Origin of the sequence: Paenibacillus artemisiicola, assembly GCF_017652985.1 — a bacterium.
Lineage (GTDB): Bacteria > Bacillota > Bacilli > Paenibacillales > Paenibacillaceae > Paenibacillus_Z > Paenibacillus_Z artemisiicola.
The window spans coordinates 59695-85387 of sequence record NZ_JAGGDJ010000022.1 but is presented as its reverse complement, the minus strand read 5'-3'; the positions used below and the strand labels follow the sequence as shown (position 1 = coordinate 85387).

The 25693-nt window shown below is 50.2% G+C and carries 26 protein-coding genes and 1 pseudogene; 21 read left to right on the top strand and 6 right to left on the bottom strand.

Annotation, left to right across the window (positions count from 1 at the left end; genetic code table 11):
• Positions 1-107: 107 nt before the first annotated feature.
• The 3 genes from I8J29_RS21420 to I8J29_RS21410 form a co-directional block, all read right to left on the bottom strand.
• Positions 108-659, bottom strand: coding sequence for a helix-turn-helix domain-containing protein (locus I8J29_RS21420; protein ID WP_208849520.1), 552 nt, complete (start codon positions 657-659; stop codon positions 108-110).
• A 203-nt stretch (positions 660-862) separates the two neighbouring features.
• Positions 863-1303, bottom strand: a complete 441-nt coding sequence (locus I8J29_RS21415) for a carboxymuconolactone decarboxylase family protein (RefSeq protein ID WP_208849519.1) — start codon at positions 1301-1303, stop codon at positions 863-865.
• A gap of 54 nt (positions 1304-1357) precedes the next feature.
• Positions 1358-2317: a sigma-70 family RNA polymerase sigma factor gene (locus tag I8J29_RS21410; protein ID WP_208849518.1), complete on the bottom strand. Its 960-nt coding sequence runs from the start codon at positions 2315-2317 to the stop codon at positions 1358-1360.
• A gap of 965 nt (positions 2318-3282) precedes the next feature.
• Between I8J29_RS21410 and I8J29_RS21405 the strand changes: the two genes are divergently transcribed.
• The 5 genes from I8J29_RS21405 (at position 3283) to I8J29_RS21385 (ending at position 8916) form a co-directional block, all read left to right on the top strand.
• Complete coding sequence (locus I8J29_RS21405; RefSeq protein ID WP_208849517.1) at positions 3283-4134, top strand: NAD-dependent epimerase/dehydratase family protein; 852 nt, start codon at positions 3283-3285, stop codon at positions 4132-4134.
• Between the two features lie 50 nt (positions 4135-4184).
• Positions 4185-4391 carry a hypothetical protein gene (locus tag I8J29_RS21400; protein ID WP_208849516.1) on the top strand — a complete coding sequence of 69 codons (207 nt, stop codon included), beginning with the start codon at positions 4185-4187 and terminating at the stop codon, positions 4389-4391.
• Between the two features lie 414 nt (positions 4392-4805).
• Positions 4806-6353 (top strand): spore germination protein, encoded by a 1548-nt coding sequence (locus I8J29_RS21395; protein ID WP_208849515.1) that lies wholly within the window; start codon positions 4806-4808, stop codon positions 6351-6353.
• Positions 6350-7546 carry a Ger(x)C family spore germination protein gene (locus tag I8J29_RS21390; RefSeq protein WP_208849514.1) on the top strand — a complete coding sequence of 399 codons (1197 nt, stop codon included), beginning with the start codon at positions 6350-6352 and terminating at the stop codon, positions 7544-7546. The genes I8J29_RS21395 and I8J29_RS21390 overlap by 4 nt, the downstream gene beginning before the upstream one ends.
• 236 nt (positions 7547-7782) lie before the next feature.
• Positions 7783-8916, top strand: coding sequence for a GerAB/ArcD/ProY family transporter (locus tag I8J29_RS21385; protein WP_208849513.1), 1134 nt, complete (start codon positions 7783-7785; stop codon positions 8914-8916).
• Positions 8917-9175: 259 nt separating this feature from the next.
• Here the strand turns inward: I8J29_RS21385 and I8J29_RS21380 are convergent, their stop codons facing one another.
• Both I8J29_RS21380 and I8J29_RS21375 read right to left on the bottom strand, forming a co-directional pair.
• Positions 9176-9832 carry an NAD(P)H-dependent oxidoreductase gene (locus I8J29_RS21380; protein WP_420831146.1) on the bottom strand — a complete coding sequence of 219 codons (657 nt, stop codon included), beginning with the start codon at positions 9830-9832 and terminating at the stop codon, positions 9176-9178.
• Between the two features lie 200 nt (positions 9833-10032).
• A complete protein-coding gene (locus I8J29_RS21375) occupies positions 10033-10635 on the bottom strand; it encodes a TetR/AcrR family transcriptional regulator (RefSeq protein WP_208849511.1) in 603 nt (200 codons plus the stop codon).
• 212 nt (positions 10636-10847) lie between these two features.
• Between I8J29_RS21375 and I8J29_RS21370 the strand changes: the two genes are divergently transcribed.
• The 4 genes and pseudogenes from I8J29_RS21370 (at position 10848) to I8J29_RS21355 (ending at position 16127) form a co-directional block, all read left to right on the top strand.
• Complete coding sequence (locus I8J29_RS21370) at positions 10848-11987, top strand: Gfo/Idh/MocA family protein (protein ID WP_208849510.1); 1140 nt, start codon at positions 10848-10850, stop codon at positions 11985-11987.
• A 107-nt stretch (positions 11988-12094) separates the two neighbouring features.
• Positions 12095-13537, top strand: coding sequence for an MFS transporter (locus I8J29_RS21365; RefSeq protein ID WP_208849509.1), 1443 nt, complete (start codon positions 12095-12097; stop codon positions 13535-13537).
• Between the two features lie 2 nt (positions 13538-13539).
• Positions 13540-14543 (top strand): annotated as a pseudogene (locus I8J29_RS21360) (LLM class flavin-dependent oxidoreductase).
• A 150-nt stretch (positions 14544-14693) separates the two neighbouring features.
• Entirely contained in the window at positions 14694-16127 is a 1434-nt protein-coding gene (locus tag I8J29_RS21355) for an aldehyde dehydrogenase family protein (RefSeq protein WP_208849508.1), read from the top strand.
• A 16-nt stretch (positions 16128-16143) separates the two neighbouring features.
• On the opposite strand, the gene I8J29_RS21350 is transcribed toward I8J29_RS21355, so the two are convergent.
• Positions 16144-16542, bottom strand: a complete 399-nt coding sequence (locus I8J29_RS21350; protein WP_208849507.1) for a MerR family transcriptional regulator — start codon at positions 16540-16542, stop codon at positions 16144-16146.
• Positions 16543-16715: 173 nt separating this feature from the next.
• Between I8J29_RS21350 and I8J29_RS21345 the strand changes: the two genes are divergently transcribed.
• The 12 genes from I8J29_RS21345 (at position 16716) to I8J29_RS33895 (ending at position 25655) form a co-directional block, all read left to right on the top strand.
• Positions 16716-18053 (top strand): aldehyde dehydrogenase family protein, encoded by a 1338-nt coding sequence (locus I8J29_RS21345; protein WP_208849506.1) that lies wholly within the window; start codon positions 16716-16718, stop codon positions 18051-18053.
• A 335-nt stretch (positions 18054-18388) separates the two neighbouring features.
• Complete coding sequence (locus tag I8J29_RS21340) at positions 18389-18931, top strand: MFS transporter (protein WP_276316315.1); 543 nt, start codon at positions 18389-18391, stop codon at positions 18929-18931.
• Between the two features lie 25 nt (positions 18932-18956).
• Positions 18957-19298: a hypothetical protein gene (locus I8J29_RS21335; protein ID WP_208849504.1), complete on the top strand. Its 342-nt coding sequence runs from the start codon at positions 18957-18959 to the stop codon at positions 19296-19298.
• A gap of 7 nt (positions 19299-19305) precedes the next feature.
• The gene (locus I8J29_RS21330) at positions 19306-20301 is read left to right on the top strand and encodes a zinc-dependent alcohol dehydrogenase family protein (RefSeq protein WP_208849503.1); all 996 of its coding nucleotides are present in this window, start codon (positions 19306-19308) and stop codon (positions 20299-20301) included.
• 73 nt (positions 20302-20374) lie between these two features.
• Positions 20375-20821: a cupin domain-containing protein gene (locus I8J29_RS21325; protein WP_208849502.1), complete on the top strand. Its 447-nt coding sequence runs from the start codon at positions 20375-20377 to the stop codon at positions 20819-20821.
• Positions 20822-21429: 608 nt separating this feature from the next.
• A complete protein-coding gene (locus I8J29_RS21320; protein ID WP_208849501.1) occupies positions 21430-21759 on the top strand; it encodes an antibiotic biosynthesis monooxygenase family protein in 330 nt (109 codons plus the stop codon).
• 83 nt (positions 21760-21842) lie between these two features.
• A complete protein-coding gene (locus I8J29_RS21315) occupies positions 21843-22163 on the top strand; it encodes an SDR family oxidoreductase (RefSeq protein ID WP_240546381.1) in 321 nt (106 codons plus the stop codon).
• A gap of 334 nt (positions 22164-22497) precedes the next feature.
• Positions 22498-23925, top strand: coding sequence for an aldehyde dehydrogenase (locus tag I8J29_RS21310; RefSeq protein ID WP_208849500.1), 1428 nt, complete (start codon positions 22498-22500; stop codon positions 23923-23925).
• A gap of 113 nt (positions 23926-24038) precedes the next feature.
• Entirely contained in the window at positions 24039-24602 is a 564-nt protein-coding gene (locus I8J29_RS21305) for a TetR/AcrR family transcriptional regulator (protein WP_208849499.1), read from the top strand.
• Positions 24603-24835: 233 nt separating this feature from the next.
• Positions 24836-25108 (top strand): SDR family NAD(P)-dependent oxidoreductase, encoded by a 273-nt coding sequence (locus tag I8J29_RS34260; RefSeq protein WP_276316314.1) that lies wholly within the window; start codon positions 24836-24838, stop codon positions 25106-25108.
• A gap of 10 nt (positions 25109-25118) precedes the next feature.
• Positions 25119-25289 carry an SDR family NAD(P)-dependent oxidoreductase gene (locus I8J29_RS34255; protein WP_276316313.1) on the top strand — a complete coding sequence of 57 codons (171 nt, stop codon included), beginning with the start codon at positions 25119-25121 and terminating at the stop codon, positions 25287-25289.
• Between the two features lie 108 nt (positions 25290-25397).
• Positions 25398-25655, top strand: coding sequence for a Rossmann-fold NAD(P)-binding domain-containing protein (locus I8J29_RS33895; RefSeq protein WP_240546380.1), 258 nt, complete (start codon positions 25398-25400; stop codon positions 25653-25655).
• Positions 25656-25693: the final 38 nt, after the last annotated feature.

Sequence of the window (25693 nt, the reverse complement as noted above, 5' to 3'; positions counted from 1 at the left end):
AGAGCTGGACGCTCACTGACCCCTTTTGAAGGGATTGGATAGCAAGGTATATCGTTTCCTGCCGTGTTTGGTTTAGCGTCGCCTTCTTTCGAGTTCCTCTAACTTTTTTAAGAATGCATTTTCAGCCGAAGTCGCTCCATCTCGTGCTCCATCTGTTTCATCTTGAGTTTCTGTTGATCGGCCTCCGTTAACTCTTCCGGGGCTTTCTTTCTCCCTCGGCCATCCTTTAACGCATCCTGACCGCCATCTTCGAACTTCTTCACCCACTGGTACACTTGCTGGTAGGAGACCTGAAAGTGTTCAGCTATTGCTTCCCCTTTATAGGCTTTTAAGCTGCTATGACCATTATACTTGTTCACCCAATTAAAGAGCTGCCGCGTACTCACAATCTTGTATTTAGCAATGACCTGGTACTGCGACAATCCACCCTCAAGGTAATCCTTCACCGCTCGGAGTTTGAGTTCAGCACTATAGCTTTGAAGATGCGTACGACGCTCCAAGCCTTCATACCCACACGTCTGGTACCTACGTTGCCATCTCATTAAAGTGGTCTTATTAATTTCATATTTCTTCGCAGCTGCCAGAAAACCAATTTCCCCATTTGATACTTCTTCGAGAATAGCGAGTTTCTCCAAAACGCTATACTTTCCTCGAGACATGAAAAAACTCCCCTTACGATAACAGGTTTTATTATTTCACCTGTCTACCGTATGGGGAGCATATCAGTCCTAGACTGCCGCTTTTCTCATTCCTCATTCATCTATCGTTCTCCAATAGTGGGAAACTAGGGCTCCCAGCGCCGCTCTAACCTGATTTCTCCGGGTTGCTGCGCCCACCAGAACGCCGGCGCCCATGCCAACTATTATGCCGGAGGGGTCAAGCCCGTCGTGATTGCGATGCGGTTCCAGGCGTTAATCGTGATGATGGCCATCAGCAGCTCGCTGATTTCCTGCTCGCTGAAGTGACGGGCCGCTTCTTCGTACACGTCGTCGGGAACGTGATTGGAAGCGACCAGGGTCACGGCTTCCGTCAAAGCTAGCGCCGCTCGCTCTTTCGGGGTGAAGAAGGGCGTTTCGCGCCAAGCGTTAAGAGTGTAGATGCGAACCTCTGTTTCGCCCAGCTTGCGGGCATCGATTGTGTGAATGTGGAGACAGAAGGCACATCTGTTGAGTTGCGAAGCGCGTATTTTGACAAGCTCCTTCAGTTTTTTGTCGAGACTTGCGACGTCCAGAAATTTTTCAAGTCCCACCATCGCCGCGAAAGCCGCAGGGTTAACTTCTTTCAACAACATTCTTGGTTCCATTGCCAATCACTCCTTAAATAGTAGTGCCGACATGCTTGCATCGACTTTCGCTATCTAAGACAAAGCGGCGAATCGGTATGTGACACCAACGAGCTTGTCAGGGTTCTGAATAATGAAAATGCGCGAAATCCGCTTCTCTGCGTCCCAACCGAACACCATGACCATGGTCGGCTGGCCGTTCTGGTTAACGATAAAGCCGGGTTGGCCGCTCACATCGACCGGCAAGAAGGAATCGCCCATCGTGCCTTTGCGCGCGTTACCGATAAAGAATGCTGCGATGCGCTCACTGCCCTCGATCGGATTGATCGCCGTGCGGACTTTACTACCGCCATCGGCTACGCATACGGCGTCATGCGCCAGCATGTCCACGAGCGCGGACAAATTTCCGGTCTCGGCCGCCTGCATGAATGCCTTGGCGAAAGCCCATGCTTCTTCCTCGTTTCGCCGCATGGGATCGATTGCTTCCGCGCCGCCGCCTTCTCCCGCCGAGCCTTGCAACTTTTCCTTGGCCCGGCTAAAAATTTTGCGGCAATTGGCTTCGGACTTTTGCACGATGTCCGCGACTTCCCCATAGTCGAAGTCTAGCGTCTCGCGAAGCAAGAAGACGGCGCGTTCGACGGCAGTCAGCCTCTCCAGCATGACGAGCATCACGTACGTGATATTCTCTTGCCGCTCGATGTAATTGGCGGGATTCTCTGTCTTTCCGGTCGTGGATCCGAACGCGGCGGAAGCTCCGCCGACCCCGCCATCGGCAATTGCAGGCTCCGGGAGCCACTGCCCGACGTATAATTCACGCCGTTTGCGCGCGGATTGCTTCAGGTTCAAGCTTCTGTTTGTGACCATTCTAACCAAATAAGCTTTTTCGTGCTTGATGCTGCCGTGATCTGCAATCATCACATAATCGACCAGCGCATCATGCACGATGTCTTCCGCTTCGCTTAAGGAACCTAGCATTTGGTAGGCGAGCGTTATCAGCAGAGGACGGTACGAGTCGACCGTCGACATATCCAACATCCCATCAACTCCTTATCTCAATCTAATCTATTAAATTCTTGGAGTGATAGATTTATAGAGTGCCCCTCCCGGATATAACGACGGATAGAGAAGTTCCGGAACCCAAGCAGACGCATTGGCAAGTGCGCGAGAGAAGCTTGGTCAGGTCTCGTTATTATACTGCTTCCTTCCATTATTCCGCTAAACCTTATCAAATTCCATACCGCTCTTCATACGATTTTATTGTTATTTGATTTTTCGTATGAGTTGGGATTTTCATGAAATGGACGCCACTCTAGGCACGGCAGATCTCTCTTCCGAAGCGATCTGCCTACGCATTCTGGTAAGCTCCGACGTGCGGTCGATCGGTGGAACGCGTCTTGCGCGACGAGGCTGTCAATGCGATGAACGGATGGGTGACCGGGCAGCAAACGATCGTAGCAGCCCGCGCGACCATCGGGTCCAAGCGGCTTCGCTTATTCGTCTTCGGCGGACCTGGGTCTCGTCGACTTCCTGACGAAAATGTACGGCAACATAGTGTATCCTGCCGGTCAATACCGAAGCTTTGCTGACTACGATCGGGAAAAGCAAAGGGCAGAACTCGCTCCGCTTCGTATACGCGGCGACCGGAGAAGCGTGAGCGGCTATCGGAGCAAGCATGCGCGTTTCTAGCTTAATTGGCCAACGGCTACAGATATTTGCCATCAGAATCAGGCGCCTGTAGTCTTCGCTGGGGATGGAGGGCTTTACATAAACCTTTTCATTAATATTCTCGCGTTCATTTTTTTGGGATATTATCCCCAACAATTGATTGGTCTATTCTGCCCGTTATTTCAACGAACAATGGCAACCGATCGCGTAGTCGGTTGCCTTTATGTCTTGGTGCTAACGTTCCCCGTAAGCATATTTAGCGCTTGTCGCATCTTTTGTCACAAATGCGATAACAATTTGGTCTTAACTAAAAATAGAAAAGGAGGCAGTAACAAATGAAGATTTTAGTTGCTGGAGCAAGTGGCGTCATCGGGAGGGTACTCATTCCGATGCTTGTACAAAAGGGACATGAAGTGATTGGGCTAATACGCAACCCGGAGCATGCAGAAAGCTTAGAGAAAGCTGGAGCTTCATTCGTCCAAGCAGATGTATATGATCGCAAGAATCTGTTCAGCGTACTTGCCGAAACATCCCCAGAGGTGGTCATTCACCAACTGACTTCGTTGCAGGCTATGGATCCATCCGCCAATGCAAGAATTCGCGTGGAAGGAACGAGAAACTTAGTGGATGCTTCGCTCGCCGCTGGCGTTCGACGAATGATCGCGCAAAGCATCACAATGACCTATGCGCCTGGAGAAGGGCTGGCAACGGAGGATTGTCCACTAGACTTTGAGGCTCCGGAACCGCAATTAACAAGCGTGCATGGTGTTCATGCACTGGAAACCACCGCTTCGGAAATGCCGGAGCATGTCATTCTTAGATACGGCGTGCTGTACGGTGAAGGGACCTGGTACGATTCGAACGGAGTGTTCGCCGAGCGAGTTCGGCTTGGGAACTTGCCTGCTACTGACGGCGTCACTTCTTTTGTGCATACAGAAGACGCAGCAGTTGCAGCTGTTTTGGCACTGGAATGGCCCACAGGAACATATAACATTGTGGATAGCGATCCAGTAGCGGGTACCGAATGGGTGCCTGTCTATGCGAAAGCCCTTAACGCTCCAGAACCCAAGACAATGCCAGGAAGCTTGAGAGGAGAACGTGGAGCGCTTAATGCAAAGGCACTTCGGAATGGCTGGAGTCCACGGTTCGCTTCATGGCGTGAAGGTTTTCCTAAGACGCTTCATTAAGCGGCAGCTGTAGAATAAACAATTGAATATGTTCAAGAAAGCGGAGATTTTTGATCTCCGCTTTTTCATTAACTTGGAACCACCAAAAATATAAGGTAACAGGTGAATCTGTAAAAGAAATTAAGGAAAACTTGGGTACATCAGATGGAAGCACTGCAAGAGATGTATACCGAATCAGTGGAAAAGAGCCTTCGGCTGAAATCGCCATTGAGCAATTAGATCATTCATTTTTCAAGGCAATAGCAGTTAGTCGCTAAACTAAACGGGAAACGATAGCTCAATTATGACACGACGATAGCCGACCTGATAACGATCGGCTGTCGTCGTTGCGCTGGAGACTGCACAGCAAAAACAAAAACGAGAACAATCCCGACGTAGTGATCGATGGTTTAACATCTGTACAAAATCCGGCTTTCATGAAGCAATACGATAAAGCGATATAAGAAATGTAATTACCTAAACGCCCGGATTACCCCGTGTACTCTGCAGCTTTACATCTGGAATTTTACGATTGTTCTCTGTATATGCTCATTAAAGTTGCCTCATCATACTTCTGTTTCTTCAGTTAAACTTTCGGTTATTGCTTCACCTCGATACCTATACATAAAAAAATGGTCATAAGTGTAAAATACATGCGAATCCAAACAAGCATTTCGTGGGAGAGGACTGCGATGATCAGAAGGCTTTTGGGGAAAGGAAAAGTAAAAAATGTATTCGTGGAGAGACAAAATCCGATTCCCGAAGGAGAAGATAAACTATCCTCCTCTTTAGAGGAGACGACGGGTAAGCTTAAAGAAATATTTAATGGCTGCTCAGATGTAGTCTTTCGCGCATTCAGCATTGGTGATGTGGCCGATGCTCTGCTCGTCTATATCGAAGGACTCGTCGACGCGAAGCAATTGGAAGAAACGATCCTGAACCCGTTAATGACTAGCGACTATTCCTTACCATCGATTCCAGCAAAAGCGGATATCATTCGGGTCCTCGAGAAGAGATGGATTGCGATCGGCCAAGTTAAACGGGCGTCGAGTCTCCGGCAGATCGAGCTGGAAATCTTAAAGGGCTTCGTTATTTTGTGCGTCGACGGACAATCGGAATCGATCTTGGCAAACGTGGCAGGAGGGAACGTTCGATCGGTAGAGCAGCCGTCCACCGAAAATACGGTTCGCGGCCCGCGCGACTCCTTCACAGAAATATTGAACACGAACACGAGCTTGATCCGCAGGAAAATTCGTTCATCCCGTTTGAAAATCGACGGAATGACGGTCGGTGACATCACTCGAACAAGCATTGCTATTGCTTATATTAACGGTTTAGTCAACGAACGAGTTCTGCGGGAAATCAAGGCCAGAATTCAAAGCATACATACGGATGAATTACTGGAATCGGGAAATATCGAGCAATTCATTGAAGAAAAACCTTTCTCTCCGTTTCCTCAGTTCCTCGCGACGGAAAGACCGGATTATGTTGTCTCTGCTTTATTGCAAGGCCAGGTCGCGATCCTTACAGATGGATCTCCATTCGTTATTAGCGCACCGATGACCTTCTGGGGATTCCTTCAGGCAGGTGAAGATTATTATGAACGGGTCGTTTACGCGAATTTGATTCGGATGATCCGCCTTTTATTTTCCATGATCGCGTTGCTATTGCCGTCGCTTTACGTCGCTCTGACTACCTTCCATCAACAAATGATTCCGACGAACCTGTTGCTAAGCATCGCGGCGGCGCGAGAAGGAGTACCTTTTCCGGCACTGGTGGAGGCACTGATTATGGAAATTACATTCGAAGGCTTAAGGGAGGCGGGAGTGAGACTGCCTAAACAAGTCGGCCAAGCAGTGAGCATCGTAGGAGGCTTGGTCGTCGGTCAAGCGGCTGTTCAAGCGGGTATCGTCTCGGCTCCAATGGTCATCGTCGTATCTTTGACGGGAATCGCTTCCTTTACGATTCCCCGTTATAATTTCTCACTTGCTTTCCGTATTTTACGTTTTCCTTTAATTATTCTTGCCGGCATATTTGGACTCTACGGGGTTTCGGTTGGTTTGCTTGTGATATTGGTTCATCTGTGCGAACTGAAATCGTTCGGCGTGCCGTATTTGTTTCCAATGGCGCCTGTTAACCTGAAAGGTCTTAAGGACGCGTTATTCCGTGCTCCTATATGGACGCTTTATCTTCGGCCGCAATCAGTCGGTCAACGATCGAAAGGGAGCGGGAAGGATTGAAGACAGCGATGAGATCACTTTGGCTTCTCTTGATCGTCCCGCTGCTCGGCGGATGCTGGGATCGGGTCGAAATGAACGACATTTCATTTTTTATGGCATCGGCTTTGGATATGACGGACAAAGGCGAGTTGAAAATTTCGATTCAAGTGCCAATTCCCGTAGGTGCCGGCGGCGGGGAGAGCGGGAAGGCATCAACGGGGGGGATGCTCGGCAAAACGTATTTCGTTGTAACCTCTACAGGAATTAACATTCACGATGCGGAAAGAAAAATTCAATACAAGATGTCCCGGCATTTTTTCAAGGGCCATCGAAGAGTCGTCTTTATCGGAGAAAAGTTTGCCAGAAGCGGAATTAAAGATGCTCTCGATTATTACGCCAGAGATCCAGGAAGCCGATTAAGAACGTATTTAGTCGTTGCAAAGGGGGGAGAAGCAACGAAACTGTTAATGAACGACCACCCTATTGAACGCATTCCGTCGGAGGACGTCCGCGAGCTTGAACGTTCCGGCACGGGCACATCGGTTACATTTCGGGATTTTCTCATGGCACAAGCAAACGAAGGTATCGTCCCGGTCATGGGGGCGGTCGAGTTAATCTCCCCGACGGACAATCCCGGGAAAGAGGACGACTTTCGATTGAATTCACTGTCTTCGACCGCCGTTTTTAAAGACTATCGGCTTGTGGGTTATCTGAACGACATCGAAACGAGAAGCATGAATTGGATCAAAAATAAGCTTGGTCAAACAATTGTAGCGGAAAAATTACCCCGGGCAGGAGGCAACGTCGGCGCCGTGTTAAACAAAACGAGCAGTCGTATTGTTACGACGTTAAAAGACGGCAAAGTCCTGTTGTGTATCGAGCTTTACGGGAAAGGCGTACTCAACGAAGCGAATGTAAATATGGATATGAACGATCCGAAGAACGTCTCAGTCATCGAAAAGGAGCTTGGGCAATTGATTGCCAGGCAAGCCCTGCATACAGTGAAAAAAGCGCAAACCGAATGGAAAGCGGACGTTTTCGGAATGGGCTTGCAGCTTCACCGGTTCCAACCAAGCGCTTGGAGAAAGGTACGAAAAAATTGGGACGCGACGTTTGCTAGCGCCGAAGTTTCTGTAAAGGCGACGATCAAGATAGATAGGGCGGGAATTACTACGGGTTCCTTAACGAACGAAGAAACCGAGGCGAAGCGATGATCTTAGGGTCGGGGCTGTTGTATATGTTCGGCATCATCGTCATCGCATGGATGCAATTACGCTGGATGAAGATGAAGGCGAGTATACAAGATTATATACTCGTTACGATAATGTATGTAGGGATTGCCACTATCGGTTTTCTATTGATTTTGAAAGTTCCCATTCCCAGTCCGTCGTTGTTCATTAAAAAATGGCTCATGTTCATGGAGATGTAAACGAAACGGAGGAGAGGAGTCATGAAAAGCTACGGGTACAACGACCGGATTTCCAACATGGAGTTATTCGCCCTCATGTTCGTTTTCGTCGTGGGCAGCTTACTGACGATTCCTGTCGGTTTCGCAGCGGGGCACGATGCTTGGATATCCGTCTTGATCGGTACGCTTGTTGGACTAGCCATTAATGGGCTATACGTTTACCTTTGCCACCGTTACCCGCATAAATCGTTGGTGGAGATTGCGCATATTCTTCTAGGCTCTTGGATCGGCAAACTCGTCGGCTTGTTATATGCCTGGTATGGCTTCTATCTCGGTTGCTACGTTCTTCGGAGTTTTACGGATATGACTGCTGCGGTTTTGTTGCCGCGAACGCCGACCGTCGTCCTCGGGACCGTCATGATCACGCTTACGGTATGGACCGCAACCAAGGGAATCGAGGTCGTAAGCAGATGCTCGCTGATGATCCTCGTGCTCATTTTCGTTTCCACATTTATCGGAAGCGTCTTATTGATCCCGGATATGGAACCCGCTAATATGCTCCCGATCCTTGATAACGGATGGCCTTCCGTCTTGTGGGGCGCGGGACAGATCGCGACTGTACCGCTTGGAGAAACAATCGTTTTCGCCATGCTGATTCCGTACGTGAATCGGACTTCAACCGTTAGACGGACCGTAATCTGCGCTATCGGTGCTTGCGGGATCCTGCTTTTCATTACGTGTTTCGTCAATATCTTCGTATTGGGGGAAATCGCGAGTGCGCAATTGTTTCCGAGCTATACTTCGTTTATGTACATCGCGGTAGGCGATTTTTTCGAGAGAATCGAGCCGCTCGTTTTTACGGTTTGGATCTTCAACGAATTCACGAAGCTAAGTGTATGCCTCCTATCGACATCGATCGCCTTCGCCCAGACGATGCGAAGCAGGGACTACCGAATTTACTTGTTGCCGCTCGGCTTGATGATATTGTTGCTCTCGACGTTTCTACATCCCAATCAGCTTGACCTCGTCGAATACGTAAAAAAAATATGGCCTTTATATTCCATCCCATTTCTCATTGTCGTCCCATTGCTGCTTCTAGTCGTTTCGTTATTTCGAGGAAGAGGCTCCCGAGCTCGCCTTACCGAAGCTGAACCGGATGGCATAGAAACGTCTTAGTCGAACGGATGATGGTCGATAGGATAAAAGGCAGCCAGCCTTGAGAATGAGCAAAAAATTGTCCTCCGAAATTTTCTTCGTTGAAATAAAAGCTGAATGGCTCTCCGCTCGCAATTATTGCCCCCGTCACGTTGACTAAGTTGGCTGGATTTATTGAACCGGAAGCAGCGGAATCGCCGTAAATTAACCCGGAGGGAACGCCTCCGGGAATTTTCAAAAATCTTTTTTTGTAGTCCTCCAACCTTCAAATCCATAAAACTTAGACGAATTGAACGAGATCCTCCATGGGCCGTCTCGTTTTCGAACGTGCAGGCATTCTGGACCGATAGCCGAATGCCGTCATCACGCTTAAGCCGAACTCGTCGTCTCCAAGCAGACCTTTCTTGTCGAGCAGAGCATTGACGGCATCCATATCGAATCCTTCGATCGGGCACGAATCAATGCCGATATGAGCCGCGGCCGTCATCATATTCGCCATTGCCAAGTAAGTTTGCTTAGAAGACCAATCTAACAGAGCCCGTTCCGTATCCAAATGAAGATCTTTGTAGAATTGAACGTAAGCTTGTTTCATGCTTTCATAAACTTCGACAGGGACCCCCTTTACTTGGGTTTGATGCTGTATGAGATACGGGGCTTCATAAGTGAGCCCTTTTCGTGCCAATAAGATGACGAAGTGGCTCGATGTCGGAAGAGATCGCATTGCGCCGTATACGAGCGGCGCGAGTTCTCTTCTTAATTCCTCGCTTTGCGCGATCACGAATCTCCATGGCTCATTGCCTCCCGAGCTCGGAGAAAGCCGTCCAGCCTCGAGAATGAATTGAAAGTTCTCGTCGGAAATTTTCTTTACCGGATCAAATTCTTTCGTAGCATGCCTAAAATTAAACGTAGACAACAAATCCGTTTTTTTCTCCTCGATCTCCATCGGTGTTATTCACCCCGCGTTTCAATTTGGTAAAGCTGTGAAACGGACCGCAGTCCGATTACCGTGCTAATAATAACCGGACCGAGGTCCATTTGTCAAATCGGAGCGTAGTCCACCTCGAACGGAAACGGATAAAACAAAGAAGAGGAGCCCGTTAGGTCGATACACGACCCAGCGGGCTCCTCTTGAAGTTGTTATAGAAAGAGCGGTTCGACGTAAGTGCTGAACAGCTTATCTCTGATTTCATCGGAAGTGTAATGACGTTGTTCTTTCAGAAATAAATACATTTCCGGAGCCATCGTAGACATGATGGCATCCGCCCTAAAGACAGGATCCATCTTCGAGGTGTCATTCGATTCCTTGTATTCCTCGAGCAATCTCACGATAAGGGAATGTATGGACTCATAATGTTCATTGTAGAAGGAAGCACTGCGTTCTTCCTCGGAATTGTTGTTAGTTTGCATAGCAGCCAAGAGCGGAGAGTGCGTTTCCAGCGATTCCAAATGGTACGCAAGCACGGTTTCCAATCGCTCTTTAAGCGAGCTTGAAGATCGTTCTAGAAGATATCGTTCCATTTTGTTTTTATTCTGAATACAGCTTTCTCCAATCAAGTCCCAGCACAATTCGCCTTTGTTCGTATAGCTGCGATATAAGGTTCCTTGTCCGACGCCAGCCTCTCTTGCGATATGCCGCATGCTGACGTTCTCGACGCCGTATTGGGCGAACAGTTGGGCCGCCTTCTCCAGAATAATTTGCCTGCGTTCCTGCGCATCCTTGCGAAGCGTGCGTTCCAGCATCACGATTTCCCTCCGTTCACAAAATGCGATTGACAACCGGACCATGGTCCGTTTATATTGAGAAGCATCCGGATCACGGTCCGGTTATGTGGCGAGTTCAGTTCAATTACTTGACTACATGTTACCCCTTTAGCGAAATCGGGTCAATAATGATCGGGTAAAGGGGAATCATAGTAAGTAAATCATCAAAACATTCCTGAGGAGGATAAACAATGTCGAATCAACAAAACAAAAAAATTGGGGTAGGCGTCGTCGGAGCCAGCTCCGCGAATCCAGGGTGGGCCGTATTCGCGCACTTGCCGGCCATTCAAAATTTGCCGGATTACGAATTAAGAGCTGTTAGCACCAGCAGACGCGATTCCGCCGACGCGGCGGCCAAGGAATACGGAGTGGCCGGTTATGACAATTATAACGACATGATTAACGACCCAAACGTGGATCTTATCGTAATCGCTACGAACGTTGATACACACTATAATATCGCCCTCGCCACAATCGAAGCCGGCAAAATGGTGTTCAGCGAATGGCCGTTAGGTGTAACGACGGGCGAAGCCTACGAATTGGCAACGCGCGCGAAAGCAAAAGGCGTTCGTACGATGGTCGGAATGCAAGCGAGATATTCTCCCGCGATTCAATACGCGTACGATCTGATCAAGGAAGGTTATATCGGCGAGGTCATGTCCACGACGATGAACGGCACGTCTCTCATCTGGGGTCCCGTTACGCCTAGGAAGTTCGCTTATACGTACGACGTAACCAAAGGCGCGACTTTATTGAGCTCGCCGACGCTGCACGCCATAGACGGATTGAACTACGTGCTCGGCGATTTCGATGACGTCGCCGCGAAATTCGCCATTCGATTCCAAGAAGCCAAAGTACTCGAAGACGAATCGACCGTTAAAGTCACCGCGCCGACCCACTTGGCGGTTACGGGCACGTTAACCGGCGGAGCGCTTGCCACCGTCGTCTATCGCGGCGAGACGTCCAGAGACGTCGATCTGCGTTGGGAAATCAATGGCAGCAAAGGACAATTGGTCATCATTGCCGAGAATAACGGAAATATTCAGAACACCCCGCTTAAACTTTTCGGAGGCACCGGCGAACAAACGTCGTTGTCCGAAATGGAAGTTCCGAGCCGATATACGGACATCGTCAAAGATATTCCGGAAAGCCCGGCTAAGTTCGGCAACGTCGGCTACGTTTATGCAAGCTTCGCCAAGGATCTTCGCGAAGGCACGACCTTGACGCCCGATTTCGCGCATGCCGTGAAACGCCATCGTCTGGCGGATGCGATCGCGAAAGCCAACGAAACCGGCGTCACCCAGAAGGTGGACAACTCGAATCCGCTCTAATGCGAACCATTAAAGTTTGGAAGGACGAGGGGACATGTCGTTCCCTCGTTCATTTCTTATAGCATTTTTATAGCATTTTTATAGATACGGATAGGAGAGGAAACGAAGTGAGCGATCGAATTTCGAGAGCGAATATGATTTTGCTTATCATCGTCTGCTTTACCCAGTTTATCGAGGTCATGAACAGTACAACGGTCGTCGTAGCGCTGCCTTCCATCCAGTCGGCGCTTCATATGCGGGCGAACGACTTGCAATGGATCGTGACATCATACGTGCTCACCTTCGCTTGTTTTCTGATGATCGGGGGAAGGGCCAGCGATCTGCTGGGAAGAAAACGCGTATTAATGATCGGTTTGACCCTCTTCGGGCTCTCTTCGTTGGCGGGAGCGTTGGCGACGGATCCGGTCTGGCTCATTGCCAGCAGGGCGGTACAAGGAATCGGGGCCGCGCTTTCCATCCCGGCGGCCATGTCGCTCATTAGCAACAGTTTCCCTGCCGGGCCGCAGCGCAACAGAGCGTTCGGCATATTCGGCGCCTTAGGATCCGGGGGGGCGGCGGCGGGATCGATCGTCGGCGGTTTGCTAACCGATTCCGCGGGCTGGAGATCCTTGTTCTATTTGAACGTTCCGCTCGCCCTATTGCTTATCGTCGGATTATTATTCGTTACAGTAAGTCCGTCGGCGATGCAGGAAAAACAAACCATCGATTGGCTCGGTTTGATCTCGGTGTTGGCGGGCATTTTCGTTCTGGTCTACGGCATTTCCATGCCGGACGTGGACAGCGCTTGGTCGGCGACGAAGATCGCGATGTTGATTATCGGGGTATTGGTGTTGGGCTTGTTTATTCTGATTGAAAAGTTCGCCAAAAATCCGTTAATGCCCCTTCGTCTATTCAAGTTCCGTTCGCTCGTCACATCGAATATAATCGGATTTCTTATGTTCTCCTATATGACTGGATTTAATTACTTCTCGACCTTGTATTTCCACGAGCTCGGCTATTCGTCTCTAGCCGTCGGGGTGGCTTTCTTGCCGCTGGGTCTGACCTCGATCGTCGTCACGCAGATCACGCCGTTCTTCATGCGCAAATTCGGAGCGAAGAGAGTGTTGATCGTCACGCAGGCCATCAACGCGCTCGGGATGTTCTGGCTGAGTCAGATGGATATGGATAAAAGCTACGCATCGTTCATTCTCCCGGCGTTTATCGTACTCGGGTTGTCGATCGGCGCGTCCTATACGGCCGTCATCGTAGGATCCGTTCAAGATGTGAAGCCCGAGGAACACGGCATTGCGGGCGGAATCGTGAATACTTTCCTGCAATTGGGCGGCAGCTTAGGCTTGTCGATTCTGGCGACGATCGCCGCCTCGGTGACGGCTTCGGCAAACGATGTCCCGGCCAACACGGCCTTGTTATCGGGTTTCCACACGGCGCTCGTCGTAAGCGGTTTGTTCGCGATCGTTGCGTTGCTCCTTGCTTTTATGAGCGGGGGCAAGAAGAGGACTGCGGTTTCGAACCCTAAAGATGCACTTGTTTTACGAGGAGAGGGGAGATAACCATGCCGGAAAGTCCTCCCAGAACGTTTGAAGGCGTCCCCTTATCCATCCTTGACACGACCAATATAATTGCGGGGGGCAATGCGCGGGACACGTTCAGGAATAGCCTTGACTTGGCTCAAAAAGCGGAAGAATGGGGATACCATCGAATTTGGTTTACCGAGCATCATAACATTCCATCTATCGCGAGCTCGGCTACCTCCATCATCATAGGGTATATCGCTTCTGCGACCAAGCGAATTCATATCGGCTCCGGAGGCATCATGCTGCCAAACCATGTTCCATTAATGATAGCCGAGCAGTTCGGAACCTTGGAGTCCATGTATCCTGGTCGCATCGATCTTGGCATTGGCCGCGCCCCCGGCAGCGACCCGGCCACCTCCGCCGCTCTTCGGCGAGGCAACGCGAACGGCGATGATTTTCCGAAATTATTGCATCGTACTTTCAAGACGATGCTTCGGCAAGAGTGAAAGCCTATCCGGGGAAAGGTTTATCGATTCCCATCTGGCTGCTCGGGTCAAGCGATTATAGCGCTCGGCTAGCTGCGGAGCTAGGTTTGCCGTTTTCTTTTGCCAGTCATTTCGCCGCCGATTACACGGTACCTGCAATTCGTTTATATCGGGAGTTATTTAAACCGTCGCGCGTCTTAAGCAAACCTTATGTCATGGCGGGAATGAATGCGACGGTTGCGGATACGAACGAACGCGCTCATTATTTGGCTTCGACTCAGAAACAGATGTTCTTGGGCGTATTCAGCGGCAGATTGACCCCGCTTATGCCGCCGGTGGAAGATATGAGGCAGGTTGCTTCAGAGGAAGAAATTCTCATGCTCGAGCATAATTCGATGTATCGCAGTCTGACGATCGGAGATCGCAATAGAATGAAAGCTAGCATGCAGCAGCTTCTCCGGATTACTTCCGCCGATGAAATCATCATTACGACGCAAATTTACGGACATGAAGACCGGATTCGCAATTATGAAATCATCGCAGAAATGCTTCGGTAAAGACTTGTCCATGCTTCCGTCTGGAACGATCTTGGTTACCGAAAAACACGCCTTGACTTAAAGTCGACTTTAAGGTTTATAGTCGTCTTGTAGTCGCCGCGATTCCCTTTTTCGACGACTATAGAATAGTTCTTAAAGGAGAGATTGGTCTTGAGAAACATCGATCGCATTTATATAAACGGGAAATTCGTAAAGCCCCACGGAACCGAAACGATGGACCTCATTAATCCTGCGACAGAAGAAGTCATCGGACGGGTAACGCTCGGGGACGAGCAAGACATCCGAGATGCGGTTACGGCGGCGAAGGCCGCTTTCAAAACCTTTTCCGCAACGACGATCGAAGAACGCGCGCGCATGCTTCAACGTCTGCATGACGTCATGATGGAGAAGTTCGATGACCTGAATCAAGTTGCCGTAGAAGAATACGGCGCTCCTGCAGCCGCTACAGCCGGCCGTACCCGGTACGCGGCTGCCAACTTCCTTCATAATATGGACGTCATGAAAGAATTCCAATTCGAAAAACGCATCGGCAAAGCCAAAGTAGCGCTTGAACCGCTAGGCGTGATCGGGATGATTACGCCTTGGAACGCGAATTACACGCATATTTCCACGAAGTTGGCTCCCGCGATCGCTGCCGGTTGCACCGTCGTTATTAAAGCGAGCGAACTTAGCGCCATTCAAACGCAAGAGATCACCGAGTGCTTCCACGAAGCAGGCATTCCTGCCGGAGTCATTAACTTCGTTAACGGCCGAGGCGACGTAGTAGGCGCGGAATTAACCCGTCATCCGGACGTCGCGATGATCTCGTTCACCGGCTCCACGAACGTGGGCAGAATCATCGCCAGGGACGGCGCCGCTACGATGAAACGAATGGTATTAGAGCTCGGAGGCAAATCTCCTAACGTGATTCTGGATGACGCCGATTATGCTAAAGCGATTCCGCTGGCCGTCATGACCGCATTCAGCAATAGCGGCCAAGCCTGCCATGTCGGATCCCGCTTGATCATCCCCGAGAGCCGTTTGGAGGAAGTCAAGCAGTTAGTCGTTAAAACGGTCGAAGGCATCAAGGTAGGGAGTCCTCGGGAAGAAGGAACGTTCATCGGTCCGATGGTCAACCGGAAGCAATATGATACCGTTCAACGCTATATTCGTCTTGGCGCGGAAGAAGGAGCGGAGTTGATCGTCGGAGGTCCGGGTCGTCCCGAAGGGTTGGAAACCGGGTATTTTGTTAAGCCTACCGTTTTTGCGAACGTGTCCATGGATATGACCATTGCCAAGGAAGAGATATTCGGTCCGGTTCTTTCGATTCTGACCTACAAAACGGAGGAAGAAGCGATCGAAATCGCCAACGATACGATTTACGGACTGTCTGCTTACGTCAGTTCCGCGGATTTGGCGAGAGCGAATCGCGTCGCCTCCCGGATCGTAGCGGGCCGAGTGCTCATTAACGGCTTGTACGACGAACCGAAAGCACCATTCGGAGGCTTCAAGCAATCCGGAATCGGAAGAGAATTCGGAGCGTACGGGCTTGAAGCCTACGTCGAGCCGAAAACGATTATGGGCCATGACGTCGTTCCGCAATAATCGGACGATCGCCTGATTAATGATCCATTTCGAATTCGTATCCGGAAACGGTCTCGCCTTTTTCGATCGACTCGTACTTCGTCAGCTTACGATTAACCGCTTCGAAGGCGACATCCAGCTCGGCCTGGCGCCGTTGCAATTCCTGCTTGTGCTGCTCCAGGATCGCTTTTCTTTGAGGAATCGTAGAGTCTCCCTGGAGAGCCAAATCGACGATACGCTTTAAAGAGGATATCGTCATCCCGGTTATCCGAAAGCAGGCCATTAGTTTTATCCAGTCCAGATCTTCATCATCGAATACGCGGTTTCCGCTTTCGTTTCTGCGAATATGAGGAAGTAGCCCTTCTTTCTCGTAAAACCGGATCGTATGCGGAGGAATTCCGAGGCGTTCCGAGGCTTCTTTGATCGTAAATTGCATAAATTCCAACTCCTTTTCTAAACATATACGCGGGAATCGATTTAACGACCTCAGAATCAACGACGAGAGGACAGATGGCATTTGCGTATATTTAATCAGCATTTCATAAACGGCCGATTCGTGGAGACGACCGGAACGGAAATTCAAGAATTGGTGAATCCCTCTAACGGCAAGTGATCGGAAAGCTCGTTCTAGGCAACGAAAACGATGCTCAAACGGCAATCGCCGCGGCCAAAACCGCTTTTAAAACGTTCTCCAAAACGACGGTCGAAGAGCGAGGTCAGATGCTCCAGAGACTTCATGATACCATTATGGCCAGAGAAGAGGAATTAACCAAAGCCGCGGTCGAGGAGTACGGTTCTCCCTTAAAGCCGTCCAGAGGCCGAACCGCCTTTTCCGCGCAAACTTGCCTTTTCGCCAAGGAGTCGTTAAAAAACTTTTCATTCGAGAAGATGCAGGGGACAACCAAAATCGTGCTTGAACCGCTGGGCGTCATCGGCGCAATAACGCCTTGGAATGCCAATTACACGCACATTTGCAATAAAATTGCCCCGGCCATCGCGACGGGATGCACGATCGTCGTTAAACCGAGCGAGCTCAGCGGTTATCAGACGCAGTTATTAATGGAGTGCGTAGCGGAGGCGAAGCTGCCGTCAGGCGTCGTGAATATCGTGAACGGGACGGGACTGGTCGTCGGAGCAGAGCTTGTCAGGCATCCGGATATTGCCAAGATCTCTTTCACGGGGTCGACTCCGGTAGGGAAATTAATTTGCAAAGACGCTTCCGTCACCCTTAAACGATTGGCTTTGGAGCTGGGAGGGAAAAATCCGAACATCATCCTGGACGATGCCGATTTTTCCAAAGCGATTCCGATGGCGATATCCATCGGGTTCAGCAATACGGGACAAGCTTGCCACGCGGGGACGAGGTTGCTGGTTCCGGAAAGCCGATTGGACGAAGCGATAGAACTTCTTAAGCAAGCCGTAGCTTCAACCAAAATAGGAAATCCGATGGATGAGGATTCGGTACTGGGACCGGTCGTTAGCCAAAAACAATACGAAACCGTGCAGCGTTACATTCAAGCCGGGATCGATGAAGGCGCCGAGCTGATTGCGGGAGGATTAGGCCATCCGCCGGGACTCGAGGAAGGGTATTACGCGAAACCGACCGTGTTTGCCCGCGTAACGAACGACATGAAAATCGCCAGAGAGGAAATCTTCGGTCCGGTGCTTTCGGTCATCTCCTATAAAACGGAAGAGGAAGCGATCGCCATCGCCAATGATACGATTTTCGGTTTGGCAGCCTATGTCAGCTCCTCGAATATGGATAGGGCGCGACGAGTGGCTTCGCAAATCATCGCCGGGCGCGTTCTGATCAACAAAGCCTTGCAGGATGATCCTTACGCGCCTTTCGGGGGATTCAAGCAATCCGGTTTAGGTCGGGATTCGGGCATCTACGGCTTGGAGGAGCACGTAGAACCCAAAGCGATTCTCGGTTACGAAGTCCACTAATCGTAGTCGGGGATCATGCGGTTCGACCGCTTCATCCCTCCGCGCCGATCGTATAAGTCCACCCTCCACGCGCGGGGTTATACGATCGAACCCCCTAAAGGAGCAATTCCATGAACAAGAGCTTTAAAATGACTCTGCTTGCGTTGGCGGTCACTTCGACACTTGTGCCATGTTGGTGGCCCCGGCAGTCAAGCTTCTCATACTGGATTTCACGGAAGTAAACCCGGTGCTTATTCAACTCGTCGTCACTTTCGCGTCTTTCTTTATTTTACCTAGTTTGTTGGTCGGAAGTTTGTTGGCCAACCGGCTCTCGAAGAAGACGCATCGGATAGATCTTGTACGTTATCGGCGAGGTCGGACCCGCGTTCATGAATTCCATCGGAGGAATTTTGGTTATGCGCGCGGTTCTTGGACTGGGCATCGGCTTCATCACCCCGCTGATGATTGCGTTAGTCGCCGAGTATTTCGAAGGCGAGGAACGTTCCAAGATGAACGGTCTCACCGTCGGCGTGAACGGATTAGGAGGCGCCTTCTTTCTCGTTATCGGCGGAGTCGTTACGGCGTTAGGATGGAGAGGCGTGTTCTGGACTTATTCCTTCGGCGTCGTCTTGCTCATTCTGGTGTTGGCTTTTGTTCCGCGCGTTAAACCGGTCAAGACAGAGAGCGACGAAAACGATCGCAATAGCAGGCCAACCTTGCCGCGTTCGTCGTCGATTCATCATCTGGGCACATCCGCAACGTCGGGATATTTAACGGCTCTATCGTTTCTATTGGTTTTTATGTCCGGTATCGTCGGGACCAAGCTCAGGCAACGATTAGGAAAGGGAACGCCCCCTCATTTTCCTGTTATTCGGCGCAGCGTTCTTGTTATTAGGTGAAGCTCATTCGTTATGGATGGTTGCCGTGACGGTAGGGATCGTCGGGTTCGGATTCGGACTTGCCTATCCTGTTTTGTTAAATAACATGGCGGTTGTCGCAATGCAACGCCATCGTACGCTGGCGATTATGCTTATGACCGCGTTCGCGAACATTAGCCAATTGATTCTCCTCTCGTCAACAATGCCATTCATCGTTCTTTCATCTAAATTCCATTCGCGGCGTCTTGCTCCTGATCGCGATAATTTTGGCATTCCTGCTTATCGCCTCGATAATTCGCTGGACATCGAACGGGAAGAGACTAGCGCGAACCTAATCTTCTATATTCGGGATTTCCGTTATTCAAACCATACAATAAAGGAGAGCTAATGAACTCATGAAACAAACGATGATGAAAGCCGCGATATTGGAGCAATTTAAAGCACCGCTTAGAGTCGGGGAAACGCTCCGTCCGATTCCGGGTAACAATGAGGTGCTCGTTAGGATCAAAGCGAGCGGAGTAAACCCGCTAGACCTGAAGACGAGGGAAGGGGTGGCGCCGCACACCCGCACGGCGCCTCCCGCGATATTGGGTATGGACATGGCCGGTATCGTAGAAGAAGTCGGAACCGACGTAACCGGATTCGAGCCCGGAGATTCGGTTTACGGATTGACAGGCGGCGTAGGCGGAATTCAAGGTTCTTTAGCTGAATACGCGGCGGTAGATGCGGATTTGCTCGCAAAAATGCCGAACGGCATGTCGATGAGGGAGGCCGCGGCATTGCCGTTGATCTCGATTACGGCATGGGAAGCGCTGGTCGATCAAGCGAACGTGCGTCCAGGCCTTAACGTGCTCATTCACGGCGGCGCCGGCGGAGTCGGCCATATCGGAATCCAACTCGCCAAGACGCGGGGGGCGAACGTGTTCGCGACAGGATCGAAAGCGAGTCAAGACGTCATTAAGAAACTAGGCGCCACGCCAATCGATTACACGGACGCTTCGGTTGGGAGCTACGTACAGGCTTATACGGATGGGGAAGGCTTCGACATCGTAATGGATAACGTCGGAGGCACGACGCTCGATGCATCTTTCAACGCCGTGAAACGATATTCGGGCCACGTAGTCAGTATTCTGGGTTGGGGAACGCATAGTCTGGCGCCTTTATCTTTTCGTGCCGGCACCTACTCTGGGGTGTTTACGCTTATGCCTATGCTTACCGGTAAGGGACGTTCTCGTCATGGCGAAATTCTTCGCGAAATCGCGAATTTGTATGAGCAAGGAGTGTTAAAACCGATTTTGAACGAACGGACGTTCCGGTTGAATCAGATCGAAGAAGCTCACCGCGCCATGGGCGATAAGCAAATCGGAAAAATCGTCGTAAGCATCGATTAAGGAGGTGATGGAATAAAACAGAATGAAAATTATTTCGGAAAACACTAATGTGGGGGTAAAGGAGAATAACATCATGAGTAAACCCGTCGTTAATTACGCGAAGGATCTTGAATGGTTCGACACGATGCCAGGTGAGAAGATGACCGTTCGTCTACACAGCAATCAAGTTGACGGAGCAATGACGGTAATCGAAGCGCGAGTTCCTTCTCTAATGGGCCCGCCGAAGCACATCCATAATGAAAGAGAAGAAACATTTGAAATCCTTGAAGGCATTTTCCGTTTCCAAGTTGGAGACGATCAGTTCGATGCAACTCCAGGAACGACCGTCCGGGTTCCTCGTGGCGCCGCACATGCATGGGCTAATGTCGGTCCCGAAACAGGACGGATGCTGTTTATCTTCACACCCGGCGGTATCGACGATTTCTTCCCTGAAATTGGACGTCATTCTCTCGAGGAAATCATACAAATCGCTGCAAACCACGATACGGTAATCATCGGTCCTCCGATGGTACTGAAATAAGAGCAATCTCTTGGATGAAAGAACAATTCCACCGCACGCTCTTTCCGACAAGATGCATAAACGGATGAATGGAAAAAGCCTGGAACGGTTTCGCGATTTCTGCACTTTTTTTAGTAATATAAACGAGATTTTCAGCAGCCCAAAGACATCAAATAAGAGTGAAGCTCCCTAAACTTGGTCCCCATAGACTGGACACTTTGAAAAAAGTGTAGGCTATGGCAAAGAGATGGATTCAAATTTATGTCACCAACTCATACATGGAATCATTTCATCGATTCTTAAGGGATATTATATACACAAATATCCTCTAAACGATTTCCAGATCCAACAAATCGTCGAAGCCTCTTGGAAAGCCATACTCGTATAAATCGCAGAAAGCGATTAAGTTTATGAAGGGATCAAGAACTTGCCGTTAAGCAAGAGCTTGATCCCTTTAGATTATTAAACCATCTTTGACCACACCTTACTCGCAAACGCAGTTATCCTTAACGGTTGAGAGCGTGAACTGACACGTTTTATTCGTTGTATAAAAGCAGGTACGGTAACTAACAATAATACCTGAGAAAAAATTTTTTGCCGCTTTCCAGAAAACAGCGAGGGAGCCCACGATGACTCAAATTTCCACAAGCAACAAAGTCGTGACCTTTATCAACGTGTTTACCGTCGAGCCCCAAAATCAAGACCGACTTCTCGAATTGCTTACTCAAGCAACGGATGCCTCCGTTCGATATGCGCCAGGATTCGTTTCATGTAGCCTTCATCGAGGAACGGATGGAACGAAAGTAACGATGTACGCGCAATGGAGTACCATGGAGCATTACCAAGCAATGCGAAATGACCCAAAACCTCTTCCGTATTTACAAGAAGCGATGACGATAGCGAAATTCGAGCCCGGTTCATATGAAGTCGTTAAAACATTTGAACCTATTAAGGTGTAGTGTGCCACATCTCTTAGAAATGACACTAGCCAAACGCTTTTACTTCATTTTATCCCCATTGCTGTATATCGCAATAGGGGATTTTGTTTTGGGAAAAACCACAAACCAACCGTTATGCGCCGGCGATAATTGACCTGAACTACTTCGTCGACAACGCCGGACAAGGCCTGCACACCCGCGGCATTCGCGTCAATTCCGTCGCGCCAGGAGCGATCATGACGGATTTCGCCGGAGGAACGCTTCGGAACAATTCGGCTCTTCAAGCACAAATCAGCTCCGTTACGGCGCTTGGGAGAGCAGGGGAAGCCGACGACATCGAAGGCGTTATCGCCGCGATTTGCTCGCCGGAAATGGGCCGGTTGAACGCGCAAAGAATCGAGGCATCGGGCGGCATGTTTCTGTAAGCCGCATACGCCTGCCGTCCCCAAATGCGACACTTTCGAAATTGGAATTTATGTTCCGATATGACGCTGTATTCACCAGTCAGAACGTGTATAAATGTGATATTGAACTGTCCGAAGTTGACCGTATATAATATCGAATGGAATATACATTCCGAAATTTCTTGACTAACACCTGGTCGAGAGAGTATACTAGGTCTCGTGGAACAAACATTCCAAATAAATGCGGTACAGAGGAGGCGAATGGCATACAGCGACAAACAATTACCGAAAGTCTCGTCCCCCCGTCGCCAAGCCATGGAGTCATAAACTATACGATCCTAAAGGAGAAACGAAAATGAAAATATACGACAAACTATTTATCGGCGGTCAATGGAAAGCGCCAATCAACCAAGAAGTCATCGAAATTCTTTCCCCGCATGACCAATCCGTTGTAGGCAAAGCGGCTCAAGCTTCGCCCGCCGATATCGATTTGACCGTTGCGGCGGCCAGAAAAGCGTTCGATAACGGTCCTTGGCCGAAAATGACGCCGGGCGAACGCCAAGATCTCGTCGCTCGCTTCAATGAATTGCATGCCGCGCGCGCGGACGAAATCGCGGCTCTGATCACTTCCGAGAACGGTACGCCTAGCTGGTTCACGAACGGACTGCAGCACTCTCTGTCCGAGCAAACGAACGCTTATCTTCGCGCCGCGAAATCGTACGCTTGGGAAGAAACGCTGAACGACGGCAAAGGTCCGATTATTCGCCGCGAAGCGGTCGGCGTCGTCGCCGCGATCATTCCTTGGAACGCACCGCACCAATCGGCTCTTGCCAAGATGATCCCCGCATTGCTTGCGGGCAATACGGTCATCCTTAAAGCATCTCCGGAAACGTCCATTAACGCGCTCTTGCTGGGCGAAATTTTCGCCGAAGCTGGGTTCCCCGAAGGGGTCGTAAGCATCGTGCCGGCCGGCCGCGAAACGAGCGAATACCTCGTCTCCCATCCGGGCGTCGACAAAATCGCGTTTACGGGTTCGACCGGAGCCGGTCGCCGCATCGCTTCCATTGCGGGCGAGCAGCTCAAGCGTGTAAGCTTGGAGCTCGGAGGCAAATCCGCGACGATCATTCTCGACGACGCGGATCTCGAATCCGCCGTTCAAGGCTTGAAATATACGTCTTTCGTAAACAACGGAGAAAGCTGCGTAGCGCATACCCGCGTGCTTGTCTCCAAAAAAAGTTACGAAGAAGCGGTCGCCTTGATCAAAACGATGACCGAAAGCCTCGTCGTGGGCAATCCCGCGGACCCTGCGACCTTCATCGGTCCAATGGTACGGGAAGACCAACAAAAACGCGTTCAATCCTATATCGAATTGGGAATTAAAGAAGGTGCGCGTCTCGTTACCGGCGGAACGGAAGTTCCCGCGGGCTTGGAAGGCGGCTTCTACGTCAAACCGACCATCTTCGCGGACGTCGACAACAGCATGCGCATTGCGCAAGAAGAAATCTTCGGTCCTGTGCTCGTCGTTATTCCTTACGAAGACGAAGCCGATGCCGTGCGCATCGCGAACGATTCGCCATTCGGCTTAGGCGGAGGCGTCTGGTCGGGCACGAAGGAACACGGTTTAGAAATCGCTCGCCAAATCCGCACGGGTAACTTCGTCGTTAACGGCGCGACGGTGTCGTACGAAGGACCGTTCGGCGGCTATAAAGCGAGCGGCATCGGCCGTGAATTCGGCGTTGTCGGCTTGGGCGCGTTCGTCGAGCATAAATCGATCAACATCTAATTAAAGGATAAGGTCGAAAGGGCGTAAACCCCGGTCGCTCAACTAACCCCAATGCCCTTAGTCGTTCCGGCAGGATCGATTAAGGGCATTCATTTTAAGGAGAAGTGGAGAGAATGGGCAAGAGACAGGATATTATGGCTGCCACGCTCGACCTGATTCACGAGGAAGGGCTGCAGTCGGTGACCTTCTCGAAAATATTCAAGAAAGCGGACGTCGGATCCGGCACGATTTATAATTATTTTTCGAATAAAGAAGAATTGGTCAACGCCGTCTATAAGGAAGCGCGTATGCTCATGGGGGAATATATGCTGCAAGGCTACGATTCGACGGCAAGCCTTTACGAGCGGTTTAAATGCCTTCAGTTGAACAGGCTGCACTTCGGCATTCATTATCCGAAGGAATTTCTGTTTATCGACAGCTTTTCCTTCTCGCCGTATATTTCACCGGAACTCCGCAACATGGACGATTCCCGAAATTCGGTCGAAGTCGTGCTTTCCCTGATCGTCGAAGGCCAAAAGCAAGGCCTATTCAAAGAAATGGATACCCATCTGTGCCATCAATTCATTCACGGCATTGTGTCTTCGATTCTAAAAGGCTATTACGTGCGGAAATATCCGTTAAACGAGAGCCAGACGCAGCAAGTTCTGGAGTCGTCCTGGAAAGCGTTGCTTGTTTGAATTACCATGATATCCAATTACTTTACGGAATATAAATTCCATAAAACGATGTATAATAAACGATCAAGCTCCTCATAACCATGTAGAAATGCATGAGTAAATCGCGGAAAGTATATTTCTTGCCGAATTTTTTGGAATATACATTCCGGTTTTCGTTGACTTATGCGATAGTGAAGAGCTATACTAACTATGGAACAAACATTCCGAATATCAGCTCAAAGGAGATCATGAATATGCAAAAGGTATGGTTGATTACGGGCAGCTCGCGCGGGTTCGGCCGCAGTCTCGCCGAAGCGGTTCTCGCGAAAGGCGAACGCCTCGTCGCAACGGCTCGGAAAACGGAGCAGCTCGCCGATTTGGCGGAGCGCTACGGAGACCAGGTTCGCCTCGTGACGCTGGACGTTAATCAGTACGATCAAGCTAAGTCGGCTATCAAAGTCGCGTTCGAAGCGTTCGGTCGTCTGGACGTGCTCGTGAACAACGCGGGTTACGGCAACGTCTCCTGAAGAAACGTCGATGGAAGATTTCCGCGCTCAAGTGGAAACGAACCTGTGGGGCGTCGTCAACGTGACGAAAGCCGCATTGCCTTTACTGAGAGAACAGGGACACGGCCACATCGTCCAGTTCTCCTCCATCGGCGGCCGTATCGGAGCGCCGGGGCTTGCGCCATACCAAGCCGCGAAATAGGCGGTCGAAGGCTTCTCCGAAGTACTGGCCAAAGAAGTCGGACCGCTGGGAATCAAAGTGACATTGGTTGAGCCGGGCGGATTCCGTACCGACTGGGCAGGCTCCTCGATGCAACAAGTCGAGCCTCGCGCCGAGTATCAAAACACGGTCGGCTACATGATGAAGCACTTCCGCGAAAATACCGGTAAAGAGAAAGGTGATCCGGCTAAAGCCGCTCAAGCGATCATCACGATCGTGAACGAAGAGAATCCGCCACTTCGATTGCTGCTCGGAAGCGACGCCGTCGAGCTCGCGAACGCGATGGACAACGGCAAGCTGGAAGAGACGAAACGTTGGGAAGCGATCAGCCGCTCGACCGATTTCTGATTTCTAAATCAATCCCTAAGGGCGAAAGAAGGTTTCGT

What these genes read in the sequence shown, in the direction of transcription:
- I8J29_RS21420 (WP_208849520.1), bottom strand. Translation starts at nt 659, where the DNA reads ATGTCTCGAGGAAAGTATAGCGTTTTGGAGAAACTCGCTATTCTCGAA.
- I8J29_RS21415 (WP_208849519.1), bottom strand. Translation starts at nt 1,303, where the DNA reads ATGGAACCAAGAATGTTGTTGAAAGAAGTTAACCCTGCGGCTTTCGCG.
- I8J29_RS21325 (WP_208849502.1), top strand. Translation starts at nt 20,375, where the DNA reads ATGAGTAAACCCGTCGTTAATTACGCGAAGGATCTTGAATGGTTCGAC.
- I8J29_RS21350 (WP_208849507.1), bottom strand. Translation starts at nt 16,542, where the DNA reads ATGCAATTTACGATCAAAGAAGCCTCGGAACGCCTCGGAATTCCTCCG.
- I8J29_RS21410 (WP_208849518.1), bottom strand. Translation starts at nt 2,317, where the DNA reads ATGTTGGATATGTCGACGGTCGACTCGTACCGTCCTCTGCTGATAACG.
- I8J29_RS21305 (WP_208849499.1), top strand. Translation starts at nt 24,039, where the DNA reads ATGGGCAAGAGACAGGATATTATGGCTGCCACGCTCGACCTGATTCAC.
- I8J29_RS21320 (WP_208849501.1), top strand. Translation starts at nt 21,430, where the DNA reads ATGACTCAAATTTCCACAAGCAACAAAGTCGTGACCTTTATCAACGTG.
- I8J29_RS34260 (WP_276316314.1), top strand. Translation starts at nt 24,836, where the DNA reads ATGCAAAAGGTATGGTTGATTACGGGCAGCTCGCGCGGGTTCGGCCGC.
- I8J29_RS34255 (WP_276316313.1), top strand. Translation starts at nt 25,119, where the DNA reads ATGGAAGATTTCCGCGCTCAAGTGGAAACGAACCTGTGGGGCGTCGTC.
- I8J29_RS21405 (WP_208849517.1), top strand. Translation starts at nt 3,283, where the DNA reads ATGAAGATTTTAGTTGCTGGAGCAAGTGGCGTCATCGGGAGGGTACTC.
- I8J29_RS21370 (WP_208849510.1), top strand. Translation starts at nt 10,848, where the DNA reads ATGTCGAATCAACAAAACAAAAAAATTGGGGTAGGCGTCGTCGGAGCC.
- I8J29_RS21395 (WP_208849515.1), top strand. Translation starts at nt 4,806, where the DNA reads ATGATCAGAAGGCTTTTGGGGAAAGGAAAAGTAAAAAATGTATTCGTG.
- I8J29_RS21330 (WP_208849503.1), top strand. Translation starts at nt 19,306, where the DNA reads ATGAAACAAACGATGATGAAAGCCGCGATATTGGAGCAATTTAAAGCA.
- I8J29_RS21385 (WP_208849513.1), top strand. Translation starts at nt 7,783, where the DNA reads ATGAAAAGCTACGGGTACAACGACCGGATTTCCAACATGGAGTTATTC.
- I8J29_RS21310 (WP_208849500.1), top strand. Translation starts at nt 22,498, where the DNA reads ATGAAAATATACGACAAACTATTTATCGGCGGTCAATGGAAAGCGCCA.
- I8J29_RS33895 (WP_240546380.1), top strand. Translation starts at nt 25,398, where the DNA reads ATGCAACAAGTCGAGCCTCGCGCCGAGTATCAAAACACGGTCGGCTAC.
- I8J29_RS21375 (WP_208849511.1), bottom strand. Translation starts at nt 10,635, where the DNA reads ATGCTGGAACGCACGCTTCGCAAGGATGCGCAGGAACGCAGGCAAATT.